Source organism: Tessaracoccus flavus (assembly GCF_001997295.1).
GTDB lineage: Bacteria > Actinomycetota > Actinomycetes > Propionibacteriales > Propionibacteriaceae > Arachnia > Arachnia flava.
Window position 1 is genome coordinate 100343 of record NZ_CP019605.1, and the last position, 14504, is coordinate 114846.

Genomic DNA, 14504 nt, shown 5'->3' on the forward strand with positions numbered 1-14504 from the left:
CTTCGTCGTGCCGGCTGCGACGTCTGGGTGCGCGGCCTCGGCGATCCCGCCAAGGGCCCGGCCGGCGCGCGGATCTCGACTGCTCCGGCGGCCGGGAAGCTCCGGCGTGGCCTTCGCGCGCTCGTGTGGCCGCTTCGGGGGAAATGCGACGTGCTCATCACGATCGATCCGGACACGTCACTGACGGCGTGGCTCAGGCCCGGACGGTGGGTGGCGGACGTCCACGAGGACTACCGCGAGCTGCTGCGCGACCGCTCGTGGGTGCCTGCACCGCTGCTGAGGGTGCTGCGGGCGGCGGTCTCGGCGCTCAACTGGATGATCTCGCGTGCCGACCTGGTGCTGGTGGCCGACGACCACGTCCCACCCATGGCTCCGCGCCGCTACGTGATGCGCAACGAGCCCGACGTCACCGTGCTCCCTGCGATGCCGGCACACACGTCGGAGCGCTCCGCGCCGTTCACCGCGATCTACATCGGCGACAACCGGGAGAGCCGCGGACTGAAGACGATGGTGGAGGCCGTCGCCGGCACCGCCGACGACGAGGGATTCTGGCGGCTTGACCTCGTTGGTCCCGTCGCAGCCGGCGACCGAGAGTGGTTCGAGGAGCGGATGTCGCGCCCCGACGCGCGCCACGTCACGTTCCACGACCGTCTCCCGCCCGGCGAGGCGTGGCGCATCGCCGAGCGCGCCGACGTCGGCCTCTGCCTGCTGGCCGACACCCCGGCCTTCCGCGACGCGATGCCGTCGAAGGTCTACGAGTACCTCGCGATGGGCCTACCGACGCTGGCCACGCCGCTCCCGCGCGTCCAGGCGCTCCTCGACGAGGTGGGCGCGGGCATGATCGTCGGCAGTGCCACCGCCGCCACGGACGCCCTGCGCCGCTTCGCCACCGACGACGCCGAGCGCGCCCGGCTGGTCGCCAACGCCCGCGCCGCCGGCCAGGCGCTCCGCGACAAGCCGAGCACCTACGACGAGGCCGCCCGCCGGATCGCCGCCCTCTGCACGTCTCCCTCGCCTGGAAGTGGACCCTCTCTTGACCCACTCTGAAGGGGGCAATTTGGTGACATGTACGACCACAGTGGTCGTACATGTCGCTGAATGGCACCCCTCGGGACGTGCCCCTTCCCTCACCCACGGTGCCGGAACGGCGGCGAAGCTGACCGGGGGAGACGCAGTGGATCAGACAACGAGGAACGAGCATCCGGCCCACCACGTCTACCTCACCTGGAAGTCGGCCTTGAGCCGGGGTGAGGGTCAGGGCTCGGAACCTGGTAGCTGTGCCCGACGACATCCCTGACGCCAACGGCTCCACCGCAACGCCAACGGCTCCCCCGGAACGCCAACGGTTTCACCGCAACGCCAACGGTTTCACCGCAACGCCAACGGTTTCACCTACTCGCCCCCGGAACCCATCGACGCCCCCGAAATATCGGGGGCGTCGATGTTTATCGTCGGCGAGTTCCGATCTACGTTGGCGTTGCGGTCTCTTCGTTGGCATTGCGGTCTCTTCGTTGGCGTTCCGGTCTCTTCGTTGGCGTTCCGGTCTCTTCGTTGGCTTCCGGTCTTCTGCGTTGGCGTTCGGCACCTCACACGGCGCACAGCTTCCCTCGGTCACGGTGCCGTCGCGGCCAAAAAGCTGAGTAGCGGCCGTGAGGGACGAACGGCCGTTCCTCGCGCCCCACTCGGGGAGACGGAGGCGCGGTCGCTCGTTCCTCGTTCAGGGCGACGCTGGTTGGTCCTGAGCCTGTCAAGCTCAGGGACCTAGATCGACGCTTCTATGTGTTGTCAAGTGGTGCGGTGAGGGTTCGGTAGATCTGTCTGGCGAGGTAGCGCTTGAGGCAGCGTCGGATTTCTTTGGGGGTTTTGCCTTCGGCTTCGCGTCTGGCGACGTAGGCCTTCGTGCGGGGGTCGTGGGACAGGCGGGTAGTGATGATTTGGTGCAGTGCCCAGTTGAGTCGTCGGTCTCCGCCGCGGTTGAGGCGGTGTCTGGTGGTGTTACCCGAGGACGCGGGGATCGGGCAGACACCGGCGAGTTTCGCGAACGCCGCCTCGGACCGTACCCGGCCGGGGTGGGACCAGGCGGCGATGATCACCGCAGCGCTCACTGGGCCGACGCCGTAGATGTCGAGCAGCTGGGGGCTGTGACGGGCGGTCAGGTCAGCGAGTTGGCTCTTGTTGGCCGCCAGACGACGGTCGAGGTCGCCGATGTCGCGGGCGTGGGCGATGGCGATCTGGCGTTGGATGTGGAGCGGTTCCGGTTCGCGGCGGGGCCGCCAGCCGGCGATCTGGGTGATCTGGGTGGCGGTGAGAGGGCCGCGGGCGTCGATACCCAGGTCAGTGACCCGCAGCAGAGCGGTGAGCATGTTGATCAGCGCGGTGCGCTGATCGGTGTAATGCGCACGCAGCGTGCTCAACGCGGCGATCGCGTCACGTAGGTCACCGTGACGGCGGTGGTCACGCAACGCGGTGTCCTCGAGGTCGATCACGCCGCGGGCGGCGCGCTGCGCATCGAGGGCGTCGGTTTTCCCGTCACGTCCCCGGTGGGGGGTGGGGGCCTCGACCACCCGGTAACCGTGCTCGGCCAACATGCCCGCCAGCTGCGCCCCGTAGCTGGAGGTCCCTTCGGCCGAGACCACGGTGTCACTGATCTCGCCTGCGGTGCGGCGACCGATCCAGTCGACCGCCCGTGCGAGTCCGGCTTGGTTGGTCGGGAACGTTTGCGTGTCGACCAGCCGCCCGCGGCTCAGGATCGCGAACGTGTGAGATCGCGCGTGGGTGTCGACGCCCACGACATAGGGATAGATGTCTGCAACGATGGTCATGGCGATGTGTGTCCCTTTCTCGATACCGTCGCCAGCTGGCGTCTGGTCCCGGGAAGAGTCACGACAAGGCAGACCTGTAATGGGTCACGATTGGACAAGCTTCTGATCAGGCCATTGAAGTGGGCCGGGCCAGGCGCCAGCCCCCACACCACAGCGGACAAGTCGAGAGGAAGACACACACCCAGTGAACATGTGGTCAGGTCCCTGACGGGTCACACCACGGCCCGGGTACTAACACCCAAACCCTGCCAGCCAGCCCCGGGCCAGCCAAGACCAACACTTACAGGTCCCTGAGCAGCTCGCGAGGAACGAGCGAGCGTCCGTCGAAGGGTAACGGCGTCGTGGCCTACCGCCGCCCCGACCACAAGGGCGGCGACCACAGTCACGGCCGTTACCCTTCGACAAGCTCAGGGGTCAGCAGGACAAGCTCAGGGACCATAGACTGGGCCGGACGTCGGGCGGGAGCCCTGAGCCAGGAGGAACGCTTTGAAGAAGGTCATGGTCATCTACGGCACCCGTCCTGAGGCGGTGAAGATGGCTCCGCTGATCCGGGCCCTCGAAGCGTCTGAGGTGCTGACGCCCATCGTCGTGAGCACCGGGCAGCACCGCGAGATGCTCGACCAGGTCAACAAGTGGTTCGGCATCACGCCCGACCTCGACCTGGGCGTCTTCAAGGCCGGCCAGTCGCTGACGGAGCTGGCTTCCCGCATCCTCGACAAGCTGCCGGAGGTGCTCCGCGACGCTCAGCCCGATGCGGTCGTCGTGCAGGGCGACACCACGACGGTCGCCGTCGGCGCGATCGCGTGCTTCTATCACGAGATCCCCGTGGTGCACCTCGAGGCGGGCCTGCGGTCGGGGAACCTGTTCTCTCCGTTCCCGGAGGAGGCCAACCGTCGACTCGCGGGCCAGGTGACGTCGCTGCACCTCGCGCCGACCACCACGTCGCGCGACAACCTCCTGCGGGAGGGGATCGATCCGGCCACGATCGCAGTGGTGGGCAACACCGTCATCGACGCCCTCAACTGGTCGGCGGGGGAGTCGGTGGAGTTCGAGGACGAGCGGCTCGCCGAGGCGTCCTCCGCCGGGCGTCGGATGGTCCTGCTGACGACCCACCGCCGGGAGAACTGGGGCGAGCCGATGGGCGACATCGGCGCCGCGATCGCGGAGCTGGCCCGACGCTACCCCGAGACGCTGTTCGTGTTCCCGGCCCATAAGAACCCCGTCGTGCGCGACGTGTTGTACCCGCTGTTGGAGGGGCTGGAGAACGTGGTCATCGTCGAGCCGCTCGACTATCCCGAGTTCGTGCACGCCCAGAAGTGGGCCACCCTCATCCTGACCGACTCGGGCGGCGTCCAGGAGGAGGCGCCGAGCTTCGGTAAGCCGGTCCTGGTGCTGCGGGAGAACACCGAGCGCCCCGAGGCTGTGGTGGCCGGCACGGTGAAGCTCATCGGCACCGATCGGCAGCGGATCGTCGACGAGGCGGTGCGCCTACTCGACGACCGGGCGGCCTACGACGCGATGAGCCACGCGGTCAACCCGTACGGTGACGGCAACGCCGCCGAACGCAGCGCGGCCGCGATCGCCCAGCTGCTCGAGGTCGGTGAACGGCTCCCCGACTTCGCCGGGTAGAGGCGTCGTCAGCGGTAGAGGCCGCGGGTGTCGATGAGAGTCTTGCCCTCGAGGAGCGAGCGGTCGAGGCTCTTGAAGGCGGTGTGGTCCACGAGGACGAGCACGACGTCCGCCTCGCGCACCGCTGCCTCCGTGGCTACCAACGACACGTTGGGGTGTCCTGCGAGCTTGGCCGGAAGCTCGTCGACGTGGGGCTCGACCGCCAGGATCTGGGCCCCTGGCAGCTCTGCGCTCAGCCGCTCCGTGATGGCGAGCGCGGGCGACTCGCGCAGGTCGTCGATGTTCGGCTTGAACGCCAGGCCGAGCGCCGCGATCTTCGGCGAGTCGACGCCGTCGATGGCGGCCTTCACCTTGTCCATGACGAAGTCCGGCTTGGCGTCGTTGACCTCGCGGGCGGTGCGGATGAGGTTCGAGAGCGTCGGGGTGGAGGAGACGATGAACCAGGGGTCGACGGCGATGCAGTGGCCGCCGACGCCGGGGCCGGGCTGCAGGATGTTGACGCGCGGGTGGTGGTTGGCCAGCTCGATGAGCTCCCAGACGTCGATGCCGTGCTCGTCGGCGATGACCGACAGCTCGTTGGCGAAGGCGATGTTGACGTCGCGGAACGAGTTCTCCACGAGCTTTGCCATCTCGGCGGTCTTCGCGTCGGTGAGGAGGATCTCGCCCTCGCAGAACACGCGGTAGAGCTCCGCGGCAACCTGTGCGGCCTCCGGCGTCAGCCCGCCGACGATGCGGTCGTTGATGACGAGCTCGACCATCACGCGGCCGGGGAGCACCCGCTCGGGGCAGTGGGCGAACTTGAGGTCCGCGTCGGCCAGTTCGGGGCGCTCCTCGGCCACGATCGAGGCCATGAACTCGGTGGCCCCGGGCGGCGAGGTGGATTCGAGGATCAGCAGCTCGTTACCGCTCAGGTGCGGCGCCACTGCCCGCGTTGCCGACTCGATGTAGGACAGATCGGCCTCGTGCCCGTCCTTGAACGGCGTCGGCACGGCGATGATGAAGGCCTTGGCCGGCACCGGATCGCCGGAGGCGGTCAGCTTGCCGGCCGCGACGGCGCGCTGGACGTAGCCACCCAGATCGGGCTCGACGAACGGCACCTTGCCCGCGTTGATCGCGTCGACGGTGCGTGGACTCACGTCCACGCCGTGGACCCGCAGGCCCTTGTGCGCGAAGATCGCGGCGGTTGGCAGGCCGATGTAGCCGAGGCCGACTACGCAGACGTCGGGTTGGGACACGTCTTCACCATCTCTGTTCGTTGGACTGCCCCATCGGGGCTGAGCGACGTGCCGGATTCTACGCCATGGGTGCAGAGCGAGCCGCGACGCACGGCGAGAGCCGTTAGGCCCCCTCGGAGTCATCCCGATGGGTGATGAGCTCACCGAGGATGACACCCTCAGTGCTGGCGATCACCGCTTCGACGTCGGCCAGCCGCGCCTCGAGGTGCTCGCGAGCACTGCCGACGGACCCGTCGAGTGAGCTGCGGACCCGCTCGAGCTCGGTCACGATGGCCGACAGCCGCGCTGCCTCGGCGCGCTGGTCCCGCCGACGTTGTCCGCCCACCAGCCGCATCCTCAGATGCGAGGCGGCGACGGATCCCCCGGTGGCGACACCCAGCATCGCGAGCGCCCAGTTCTTGAGGCCGAGCGCCGCGAGGATCGTGGCGAGGGCGCTGGCACCCAGCGAGCCGGCAAGGCTCGCGCGGTACAGGGTCTTCGTGTCATTCATGGGTTCTCCTGGGATGAGAGGGCTGACAGGACGGAGGCGACGGATCGGGCATCGCCCAGCCGGGAACGGTAATCGACCTGCTCGCGCGACAGCATCGAGCCAGGTTCGCTGTGGGCCAAGATGGGGCGCCCTGCGCCCGGTAATCGCTCAGAGCGCCGGGCACGTAAGGGTTGAATTTCGGGCCGGTGCCGCGGGTGGCGACGTCGCTGACCAGAAGCGCGTCGTAGCCCGTGGCCAGCGACAAAGAGGTGAGGTAGGGCACGGGTGCGAAAATGCCAGAGCGGCAGGTGAGGTATGCGGCCGCCCGGCTGACTGCATACCCGCTCCTCTTCCTGACCGCCTGTCAGAGATAGTTGCCAGGGTGTCTTGCATACCTGTCACGATGTCAGGTATAAATGACATATGGTACCCGGGAAGCGAGCAGGGGAAGCGCAGGAGATCAACCTGCGCATGCGAGGGGCTCGCGCCGCGAAGGGCCTGACCCAGGCCGACCTGGCCAAGCTGGTCGGTGCGTCACGGCAGACGATCAGCCTGATCGAGGCGGGCGCCCACAACCCCACCCTGCGCCTGTGCATCGACATCGCCCGCGCGCTGGACACCGACCTCAACACCCTCTTCTGGGAAGAAAGCGAGAACTGAGATGGACGAGCGACAAGAGCTCAACGCTGGCCGCGCCGCGATGATCGTACTGGCCGTGCTGATGATCGGCTGCGTGGCGGTCCTGGGGTGGGAGTATCTCCGCACCCAGGAGGTCACCAACACGGCGGCGATCGTGGTCATGCTGGGGGCCGGGGGCCTGTTCGTGCTGATCCAGCGGATGTTCGGGGCCGAGGCGCCGCGCACCTTCCTGGGCCAGGAGCTGCCGACCGGGCCCTCGGCGCCGGAGAGGGCCGAGCGCCGCCGCGCCTACGCCGTCGACGCCGGGCTGTTCGCCGTGGCGATGACCGTGCTCACCTTCGGCGGCATCCTGCTGGGCGACGCGAGCGACCTGCTGCCGATCGAGGGTCCCCTGGGCCTGGCGCTGCTCGCCGCGCTCGAGCTGGTCGGCGGCTTCGCGATCTTCTACGCCTTCAACTGGGTCCTGGGCGAGTCCGCAGCCCGCGGGGTTGAGAAGAAGCTGGCCCGGCTGGAAGCCTGACGTCGAGCGACGAGGGGGCGCCGGTGCGACGAGGGCCTCAGCCGGCCGCCTTGCGGAGCTTCTCGAGCAGCGGCTCGGCGACCTCGGCGAGGAACGCCTCCTGGGTGTCGCCACCGATCTGGACGAGTGCGATGTCGGTGAAGCCGGCCTCCCAGTAGGGCCTGACGGCCTCGACGACCTTGTCGAGGTCGTGGCCGCAGACCATCTGGTCGGCGACGTCCGCCGGCCGGACGAACTGGGTCGCACCGTCGAAGCCGGCCGTGGTCGGCAGGTCGGCGTTGACGGCCCACCCGCCGGCGAACCAGCGGAATTGCTCGTGGGCCCGCTGGATCGCGGTGTCCTCGTCGGGGTCCCAGCAGATCGGGATCTGCCCGATCGCGCGGGCCTTCGTGCCGATCTTCGGGGCGCCCTTGGTGCCGTCCCAGGCCTTCAGCAGGTCGGCGCTCGGCTCGGTGGCGACCATGTGGTCGGCCAGCGGCGCGAGCTCGTCCACGGCCTTCTCCCCGCCGACGGCGACCGCGATCTCGACGCCGTCCTCGGGCAGGTCCCAGATCCGGGCGGAGGCGACGTCGAAATGGTCGCCGTGGTGGTCGACGAGCTCACCGGTATGCAGCAGCCGGATGATCTCGATGGCCTCGGCGAGCATGTGCTGACGGGTGTCGACGGTGGGCCAGCCCTCGCCGGTCACGTGCTCGTTGAGGTTCTCCCCGCTGCCCAGCCCGAGGGTGAAGCGGCCGTCCGCGAGCAGCTGGAGGGTGGCTGCCTTCTGCGCGACGACGGCCGGGTGGTAGCGCATCGTCGGGCAGGTCACGTAGGTCATCAGCTCGACCCGCTCGGTGGCGTGGGCCACCGCGCCCAGCACCGACCAGGCGTGCGGGCCGGGAATCGGGGTGCTCAGTGAGGTACCGCGCGATGAAGTCGGCTTGGGTGTTGATGAGGTACGTGCGGATGGCGCCCAGGTCACCGCCCCGCAGCTGCTGGCGCGTGAGTTCCTCGATGACGTCGAGTCGTTGGACCACCATGAAGTCCCACGTCATGCCCTGGCGGCCGTGGGAGTGCTCCCGCACGGCGCGCCGGTAGCGAGCACCTCTGAACGCCGGCGTCGTGTCGAAGCGCAGTCCCTCGGCCTCGAACAGGTCGGTCCACAGCGCCACGTCCTCGCCGCTTCTCATGGCGGGGTCGAAGGGGTGCCGTCGCATGGCCGCGATGGGGACCAGCTTGAGCGTCGAGATGGACAGGGGCCGGATGAGGTCGACGGGGTCGACGATGCCCTCCCGGGCGAGGATCGTCTCGTTGATGTGTGACGACATCTCCACCCCGTCGTCCCCGACGTCGACGATCCCCGCCACTGGGACGACCGTCTCGTCGGTCGCTGAGGCGAGCATGGCCTCCAGGTAGTTCGGGGTGAGGGAGTCGTCGACGTCGAGGAGCGTCAGCCAGGGCGCGCGGGCGACGGATGCCCCTACGTTGCGGGCAGGGCTGATGCCGCGACTCGAGCGGGCCAGCTGGTGGTGCAGGCCGGATTCGGCGAGCAGGTCGCGGGCGACGTCGTAGCCGCCGTCCTCGGGGCCGTTGAAGACGAAGATGGCCTCGAAGTCGTCGCGGGGCAGCGTCTGGCTGGTCAGCGTGTCCACGCAACTCGGTAGGAACGGCAGTGCGAGGTGGCAGGGGATGACCACGGAGATCCTCAGCCCATCGGCTGGGCCGCTCGGGATCCGGTGGTCGGTGCCGTCCAGGCCCGGATCGTCCTGCTCGGTGCCTGCTGGGGCGTGATGGTCGGCCATCCTGGGCCCTTCGAGTCGGAGTTCTTGCGGCGAGCCTACCCAGTGAGAGCGATGTCGAGGGACTGCGCTCCTCTGGGGGCCTGCTGAACAATCATCCTTCGGCTGAGGCGCACCGGATCGGGCGATCTGCTCCTAGGGCGACAACGGTCGGCAAGTGCTCAGGCGGTATGCTCGCTCTCAGCGATCGAAGGGATTGGTGAATGGTTCGCATCCAGGACAGCGCCGACGTTTCTCCCGACGCAGTTATCGGCGAAGGCTCCTCCATCTGGCATCTGGCTCAGGTGCGCGAAGGGGCAGTGCTCGGCGAGAACTGCATTGTCGGACGAGGCGCGTACGTCGGCACCGGCGTGAAGATGGGCGACAACTGCAAGCTGCAGAACTACGCACTCGTGTACGAACCCGCTGAGTTGGAGGACGGCGTCTTCGTCGGCCCCGCCGTCGTGTTCACCAACGACCACTTCCCCCGCTCGATCGACCCCGACGGGAAGCTCAAGCGCGGCGACGACTGGGAGCCCGTCGGCGTGACCTGCAAGAAGGGCTCGTCGATCGGTGCCCGCGCGGTGTGCGTGGCGCCCGTGACGATCGGCAGCTGGGCCATGGTTGCGGCCGGCGCGGTCGTGACCAAGGATGTCCCCGATTTCGCGCTGGTGGCGGGCGTTCCCGCCAAGCGCATCCGCTGGGTGGGCCGCGCTGGCGTGCCGCTCGAGCGGGGCGACGCCGAGGGGCTGTGGGTGTGCCCGCAGACCGGCGCGCAGTACCAGGAACAAGACGAAACCCTCGTGGAGGTAACACAGTGACCGAATTCATCCCCCCGGCGAAGCCGATCATCGGCGACGAGGAGCGTGAAGCCGTCGATCGCGTGCTGCGCTCCGGCATGATCGCCCAGGGCCCCGAGGTGGCCGCGTTCGAACAGGAGTTCTCCGAGCACTTCGGGCTGGGGCGCGCCTGCGTGGCAGTCAACTCCGGCACCTCCGGCCTCCATCTCGGTCTGCTGAGCTCCGGCATCGGGGCGGGCGACGAGGTCATCGTGCCGTCTTTCACGTTCGCCGCCACCGCGAACTCGGTAGCGCTCACCGGCGCCACCCCCGTGTTCGCCGACATCGCGCTGGACGACTTCACGCTCGATCCCGAGTCGGTCGAGGCCTCCATCACGGAGCGCACCAAGGCCATAATGCCGGTGCACCTCTACGGACACCCGGCGAAGATGGACGCGCTCCAGGCCATCGCGGAGAAGCACGGCCTCATGCTGTTCGAGGATGCCGCACAGGCCCACGGGGCCGCGCTCAACGGCACCCCCGTCGGCGCGTTCGGCACCTTCGCGATGTTCTCGCTCTACCCCACCAAGAACATGACCTCCGGCGAGGGTGGCATGGTGTCGGCCGCGAACGACGAGGTCGAGCGCAACCTGCGGCTCTACCGCAACCAGGGAATGCTGCAGCAGTACCACAACGAGGTCGTCGGGCTGAACAACCGGATGACCGACATCCACGCCGCGATCGGCCGCGTCCAGCTCACCAAGGTGGGCGCCTGGACGAAGCAGCGCCAGGACAACGCTGCGTTCCTGACTGCGAACCTCGACGGCGTCGTGCCCCCGTCGGTCGCCGATGGCGCGGTGCACGTCTACCACCAGTACACGGTGCGCGTTGAGGGCGACCGCGACGGCATGGCCAAGGCGCTGAAGGAGGAGTACAACGTCGGGTCCGGCATGTTCTACCCCGTGCCCAACCACCGCCTCAAGCCGTTCATGGCAGACGTCCAGCTCGACAACACCGAACAGGCCGCCCGCGAGTGCCTGTCGCTGCCTGTGCACCCGTCGCTGAGCCAGGGCGACCTGGAGCGCATCGTCGAGGCCGTCAACGCCGTCGCGAAGGCTGGTGCGTGACCGTGGCGAACCTCCGTGCCGGCCTCATCGGCCTGGGCAGCATGGGCCGCCACCATGCCCGTAACCTGCGTTCCATCGACGGCGTCGACCTGGTGGCCGTCGCCGATCCCGGCGGCGACCCGCACGGCGTCGCGGGCTCGCTCGAGGTCCTCCCCGATGTCGAGGCGCTGATCGCCCAGGGCGTCGACTACGTCGTCGTGGCCACCCCGACGGTCTACCACGAGGCCATCGGTCTCGCGTTGGCCGACGCCGGCGTGCATGCGCTGATCGAGAAGCCACTGGCCGCCGATACCGGTGCTGCCCGCCGTCTCGCTGAGGCATTCGCGTCGAAGGGGCTGGTGGGTGCCACGGGCCACATCGAGCGCTACAACCCGTCGCTGCAGAGTCTGCGCAAGCGCCTCGAGGCCGGCGATCTGGGTGATCTCTACCAGATCACCACCCGCCGTCAGGGCCCGTTCCCTGCGCGCATCGCCGACGTCGGCGTGGTCAAGGACCTCGCCAGCCACGACGTCGACCTCACCGCGTGGGTGACCCAGCGCAAGTTTGAACTGGTGGCCGCCCGCACGATGAGCAAGGCCGGCCGCCAGTACGAGGACATGGTGTCGGCGACCTGCCAGCTCGAAGGTGGCCTGATGAGTAACCACCTCGTCAACTGGCTGACGCCCACCAAGGAGCGGCTCACGGTCGTGACGGGCGAGAAGGGCATGTTCGTCGCGGACACGCTGACGGCCGACCTGACGTTCTACGCCAACGGCCAGGTTGCCACCACCTGGGACGACATCGCGCAGTTCCGCGGCGTCTCCGAGGGCGACGTCACCCGGTTCGCCATCTCGAAGCCGGAGCCGCTGCGCACCGAGCACGAGGCGTTCCGCGACGCGGTGCTGGGCAAGGACGCGGACATCGTCACTCTGGAGCAGGGCGCCCGCGTCGTCGAGGTCTGCGAGGCGATGATCCAGTCGGCCAAGACGGGCCAGTTCATCTCGGTCAGCTGACCGCTCCCTGAGCGTCCGTCGAAGGGTGGTCCCTGAGCAGGGCCGGCGAGCGCAGCGAGCAGCCCGTCCGTCGAAGGGTAACGACCTTGTGGTCTTCGCCGCCCCCGACCACAGGGCGGCGGCCACGGTCACGGCCGTAACCCTTCGACAAGCTCAGGGATCAAAAACCGACAAGCTCAGGGATCAAAAACCGACAAGCTCAGGGATCAAAAACCGACAAGCTCAGGGTCAGTCGAGGGCCGCGCGGGCGTCCTCGAAGGCGCGGATGGCCGTGTCCAGGTCCTCGCGGGTCAGCGCGGCCGACATCTGCGTGCGGATCCTCGCCTTGCCCTTCGGGACGACCGGGTAGCTGAACGCCCGCACGTAGACGCCGCGGGCGAGGATCTCATCGGCCATCTTCGCCGCCATGACGGCGTCGCCGATCATGACCGGCACGATCGCGTGATCGGATTCGGGGATCTCGAAGCCGCGGGCCACCATCTGCTCTCGGAAGTAGGCGGTGTTGGCGTTCAGCTGGTCGCGCAGCTCGGAGCTCTCCTTGAGCAGGTCCAGCGTCGCCAGCGCGGCGGCCGCGATCGACGGCGCCAGGGAGTTGCTGAACAGGTACGGTCGGGACCGCTGGCGCAGCATCTCCACCACCTCCGCGCGGGCGCAGGTGTAGCCACCCGAGGCGCCACCCAGGGCCTTGCCGAGCGTGCCCGTCACGATGTCCACCCGGTCTTGGACGCCGAACCGTTCCGGAGTGCCGGCACCGGTGGCGCCGACGAAGCCGACGGCGTGCGAGTCGTCCACCATGACCAGAGCGCCGTGCTTCTCGGCCAGATCGCAGATCTCGTCGAGCGGGGCGACGTAGCCGTCCATCGAGAACACCCCGTCGGTGACGACAATCTTGAAGCGCGCGTCCTTCGCCGCGATGAGCTGCGCCTCCAGGTCAGCCATGTCGCGGTTGCGGTACCGGTACCGGGCGGCCTTGCTGAGGCGGACGCCGTCGATGATCGACGCGTGGTTGAGCTCGTCGGAGATGATCGCGTCGCCCTCTGAGAAGAGCACCTCGAACAGGCCGCCGTTTGCGTCGAAGCAGGAGCTGTAGAGGATCGTGTCCCAGCCGTCGGCGCCGGGGTGCAGGAACTGGGTGAGCGCGGCCTCCAGCCGCTGGTGCAGCGTCTGGGTGCCGCAGATGAACCGCACCGATGCCATGCCGAAGCCCCATTCGTCGAGCGCCTTCTTCGCGGCCTCGATGAGCACGGGGGAGTCGGCCAGCCCGAGGTAGTTGTTGGCGCACAGGTTGAGCACCTCGCGGCCGTCCACCACGCCGATCCGCGCGGATTGAGGGGTCGTGAGCGCCGCTTCCTCCTTGTAGAGGCCCTGCTCGCGGAGGGACGCGAGCTCGTCGCGCAGGTGGGTGAGGATGTCCATGTCTACTCCCAGTTCAGAATGACCTTGCCGGAGCGCCCATCGGCGGCCACGGCGAAGGCTTCGGCGAAATCGGTGTGGTCGAAGCGGTGGGTGATGACCCCGGAGATGTCCAGACCGGAGCTGAGCAGCGAACTCATGGCGTACCACGTCTCGAAGATCTGGCGTCCGGTGACGCCCTGCAGCGTCAGCATGCTGAAGATGACCTTCGCCAGATCCAACGGAACCTCCCGGGTGGGGGTGCCGAGCAGGGCGATGCGCCCGCCGTGGACCATGTGATCGATCATCGACGTCAGCGCCGCGGGGGAACCCGACATCTCGAGCCCGATGTCGAAGCCCTCCTTCATGTCGATGCGTCGGTAGAGCTCGCTCAGGGAATCGCGGCCGGGGTTGACGGTGTGTTGGAGTCCGAGACCGCGCGCCAGTTCCAGCCTCTCGTCGGAAATGTCGGAGACGACGACGTGACGCGCGCCTTGGAACTGCGCGACGAGCGCGGCCATGATGCCGATCGGTCCGGCGCCCGTGACGAGCACGTCCTCGGCCAGCGCGGGGAACTGCAGCGCGGTGTGGACGGCGTTGCCGAACGGGTCGAAGATGGCGGCGACGTCGGGGTCGAGCCCCGGCTGGTGGACCCAGACGTTGCCCGCGGGCATCGCGAAGTACTCGGCGAATGCCCCGTCGACGTGGTACCCGATCCCTCGAGTGTTGCCGCACAGATGGCGCTTGCCGGCGAGGCACGCGCGGCAGCGACCGCAGACGTAGTGGCCCTCACCGGAGACGAACTGGCCGACCTCGAGGTCGGTCACCGATGAGCCGAGCTCGACGATCGTGCCGCAGAATTCGTGCCCGACGATCCGCGGCGTCGCGACCGTCCGCTCGGCCCAGCCGTCCCAGCGCTCGATGTGCACGTCGGTGCCACAGATGCCCGTGCGCTGGACTTTGATCAGCACCTCGTTCGGGCCGACGACGGGCTCCGGCACGTCGATCAGGTCCAGGCCGGGCCCGGGACCGGTCTTCACCAGCGCCTTCATGCGCATCCTCTCTGTGAGCTCCCGACCCGATCATTCCAGGCCCGATGCCCCAGGCGCAGCAGGGGCACCGGAACCGCCACGTCCGGGA

At 68.5% G+C, this 14504-nt stretch carries 13 protein-coding genes and 1 pseudogene; 7 read left to right on the forward strand and 7 right to left on the reverse strand.

Features of this window, described 5'->3' with window-relative positions; translation table 11 throughout:
• The first annotated feature begins 150 nt into the window (after nucleotides 1-150).
• Nucleotides 151-1047 (forward strand): glycosyltransferase family protein, encoded by an 897-nt coding sequence (locus RPIT_RS00520; protein ID WP_143028231.1) that lies wholly within the window; start codon nucleotides 151-153, stop codon nucleotides 1045-1047.
• Nucleotides 1048-1775: 728 nt separating this feature from the next.
• Here RPIT_RS00520 and RPIT_RS00525 read toward each other — a convergent pair.
• Nucleotides 1776-2822, reverse strand: a complete 1047-nt coding sequence (locus RPIT_RS00525; protein ID WP_077339480.1) for an IS110 family RNA-guided transposase — start codon at nucleotides 2820-2822, stop codon at nucleotides 1776-1778.
• Between the two features lie 486 nt (nucleotides 2823-3308).
• On the opposite strand from RPIT_RS00525, the gene wecB reads away from it, so the two are divergent.
• The gene (wecB, locus tag RPIT_RS00530; protein ID WP_226996291.1) at nucleotides 3309-4451 is read left to right on the forward strand and encodes a non-hydrolyzing UDP-N-acetylglucosamine 2-epimerase; all 1143 of its coding nucleotides are present in this window, start codon (nucleotides 3309-3311) and stop codon (nucleotides 4449-4451) included.
• A gap of 8 nt (nucleotides 4452-4459) precedes the next feature.
• Here the strand turns inward: wecB and wecC are convergent, their stop codons facing one another.
• Both wecC and RPIT_RS00540 read right to left on the reverse strand, forming a co-directional pair.
• Nucleotides 4460-5686, reverse strand: coding sequence for a UDP-N-acetyl-D-mannosamine dehydrogenase (wecC, locus tag RPIT_RS00535; RefSeq protein WP_226996292.1), 1227 nt, complete (start codon nucleotides 5684-5686; stop codon nucleotides 4460-4462).
• Nucleotides 5687-5789: 103 nt separating this feature from the next.
• On the reverse strand, nucleotides 5790-6176 hold the full coding sequence (locus RPIT_RS00540; protein WP_077339497.1) for a hypothetical protein: 387 nt from the start codon (nucleotides 6174-6176) through the stop codon (nucleotides 5790-5792).
• 402 nt (nucleotides 6177-6578) lie between these two features.
• Between RPIT_RS00540 and RPIT_RS00545 the strand changes: the two genes are divergently transcribed.
• Both RPIT_RS00545 and RPIT_RS00550 read left to right on the forward strand, forming a co-directional pair.
• Nucleotides 6579-6815: a helix-turn-helix transcriptional regulator gene (locus RPIT_RS00545; protein WP_077339499.1), complete on the forward strand. Its 237-nt coding sequence runs from the start codon at nucleotides 6579-6581 to the stop codon at nucleotides 6813-6815.
• 1 nt (nucleotide 6816) lies between these two features.
• Nucleotides 6817-7314, forward strand: coding sequence for a hypothetical protein (locus tag RPIT_RS00550; protein WP_077339501.1), 498 nt, complete (start codon nucleotides 6817-6819; stop codon nucleotides 7312-7314).
• Between the two features lie 37 nt (nucleotides 7315-7351).
• On the opposite strand, the gene RPIT_RS00555 is transcribed toward RPIT_RS00550, so the two are convergent.
• Together RPIT_RS00555 and RPIT_RS15475 are read right to left on the reverse strand one after the other, a co-directional pair.
• A complete protein-coding gene (locus RPIT_RS00555) occupies nucleotides 7352-8278 on the reverse strand; it encodes a TIGR03557 family F420-dependent LLM class oxidoreductase (RefSeq protein WP_077339503.1) in 927 nt (308 codons plus the stop codon).
• A 385-nt stretch (nucleotides 8279-8663) separates the two neighbouring features.
• Nucleotides 8664-9098: pseudogene (locus tag RPIT_RS15475) on the reverse strand (glycosyltransferase family 2 protein); the annotation flags it as partial.
• Nucleotides 9099-9298: 200 nt separating this feature from the next.
• Between RPIT_RS15475 and RPIT_RS00565 the strand changes: the two are divergent.
• The 3 genes from RPIT_RS00565 to RPIT_RS00575 are packed head-to-tail and all read left to right on the forward strand — an operon-like array spanning nucleotide 9299 to nucleotide 11972.
• Nucleotides 9299-9895, forward strand: a complete 597-nt coding sequence (locus tag RPIT_RS00565) for an acyltransferase (protein ID WP_077339507.1) — start codon at nucleotides 9299-9301, stop codon at nucleotides 9893-9895.
• A complete protein-coding gene (locus tag RPIT_RS00570; RefSeq protein WP_077339509.1) occupies nucleotides 9892-10980 on the forward strand; it encodes a DegT/DnrJ/EryC1/StrS family aminotransferase in 1089 nt (362 codons plus the stop codon). The genes RPIT_RS00565 and RPIT_RS00570 overlap by 4 nt, the downstream gene beginning before the upstream one ends.
• 2 nt (nucleotides 10981-10982) lie before the next feature.
• Nucleotides 10983-11972, forward strand: a complete 990-nt coding sequence (locus RPIT_RS00575) for a Gfo/Idh/MocA family protein (RefSeq protein ID WP_077344141.1) — start codon at nucleotides 10983-10985, stop codon at nucleotides 11970-11972.
• A 228-nt stretch (nucleotides 11973-12200) separates the two neighbouring features.
• On the opposite strand, the gene RPIT_RS00580 is transcribed toward RPIT_RS00575, so the two are convergent.
• The gene (locus tag RPIT_RS00580) at nucleotides 12201-13370 is read right to left on the reverse strand and encodes a glycine C-acetyltransferase (protein WP_077344142.1); all 1170 of its coding nucleotides are present in this window, start codon (nucleotides 13368-13370) and stop codon (nucleotides 12201-12203) included.
• Nucleotides 13371-13390: 20 nt separating this feature from the next.
• Nucleotides 13391-14416 (reverse strand): L-threonine 3-dehydrogenase, encoded by a 1026-nt coding sequence (tdh, locus tag RPIT_RS00585; protein ID WP_077339511.1) that lies wholly within the window; start codon nucleotides 14414-14416, stop codon nucleotides 13391-13393.
• Nucleotides 14417-14504: the final 88 nt, after the last annotated feature.

Bases quoted from the DNA above. Each gene is read 5' to 3' on its own strand.
- RPIT_RS00525 (WP_077339480.1), bottom strand. From the start codon at position 2,822: ATGACCATCGTTGCAGACATCTATCCCTATGTCGTGGGCGTCGACACC.
- RPIT_RS00540 (WP_077339497.1), bottom strand. From the start codon at position 6,176: ATGAATGACACGAAGACCCTGTACCGCGCGAGCCTTGCCGGCTCGCTG.
- RPIT_RS00545 (WP_077339499.1), top strand. From the start codon at position 6,579: ATGGTACCCGGGAAGCGAGCAGGGGAAGCGCAGGAGATCAACCTGCGC.
- RPIT_RS00550 (WP_077339501.1), top strand. From the start codon at position 6,817: ATGGACGAGCGACAAGAGCTCAACGCTGGCCGCGCCGCGATGATCGTA.
- RPIT_RS00565 (WP_077339507.1), top strand. From the start codon at position 9,299: ATGGTTCGCATCCAGGACAGCGCCGACGTTTCTCCCGACGCAGTTATC.
- tdh (WP_077339511.1), bottom strand. From the start codon at position 14,416: ATGAAGGCGCTGGTGAAGACCGGTCCCGGGCCCGGCCTGGACCTGATC.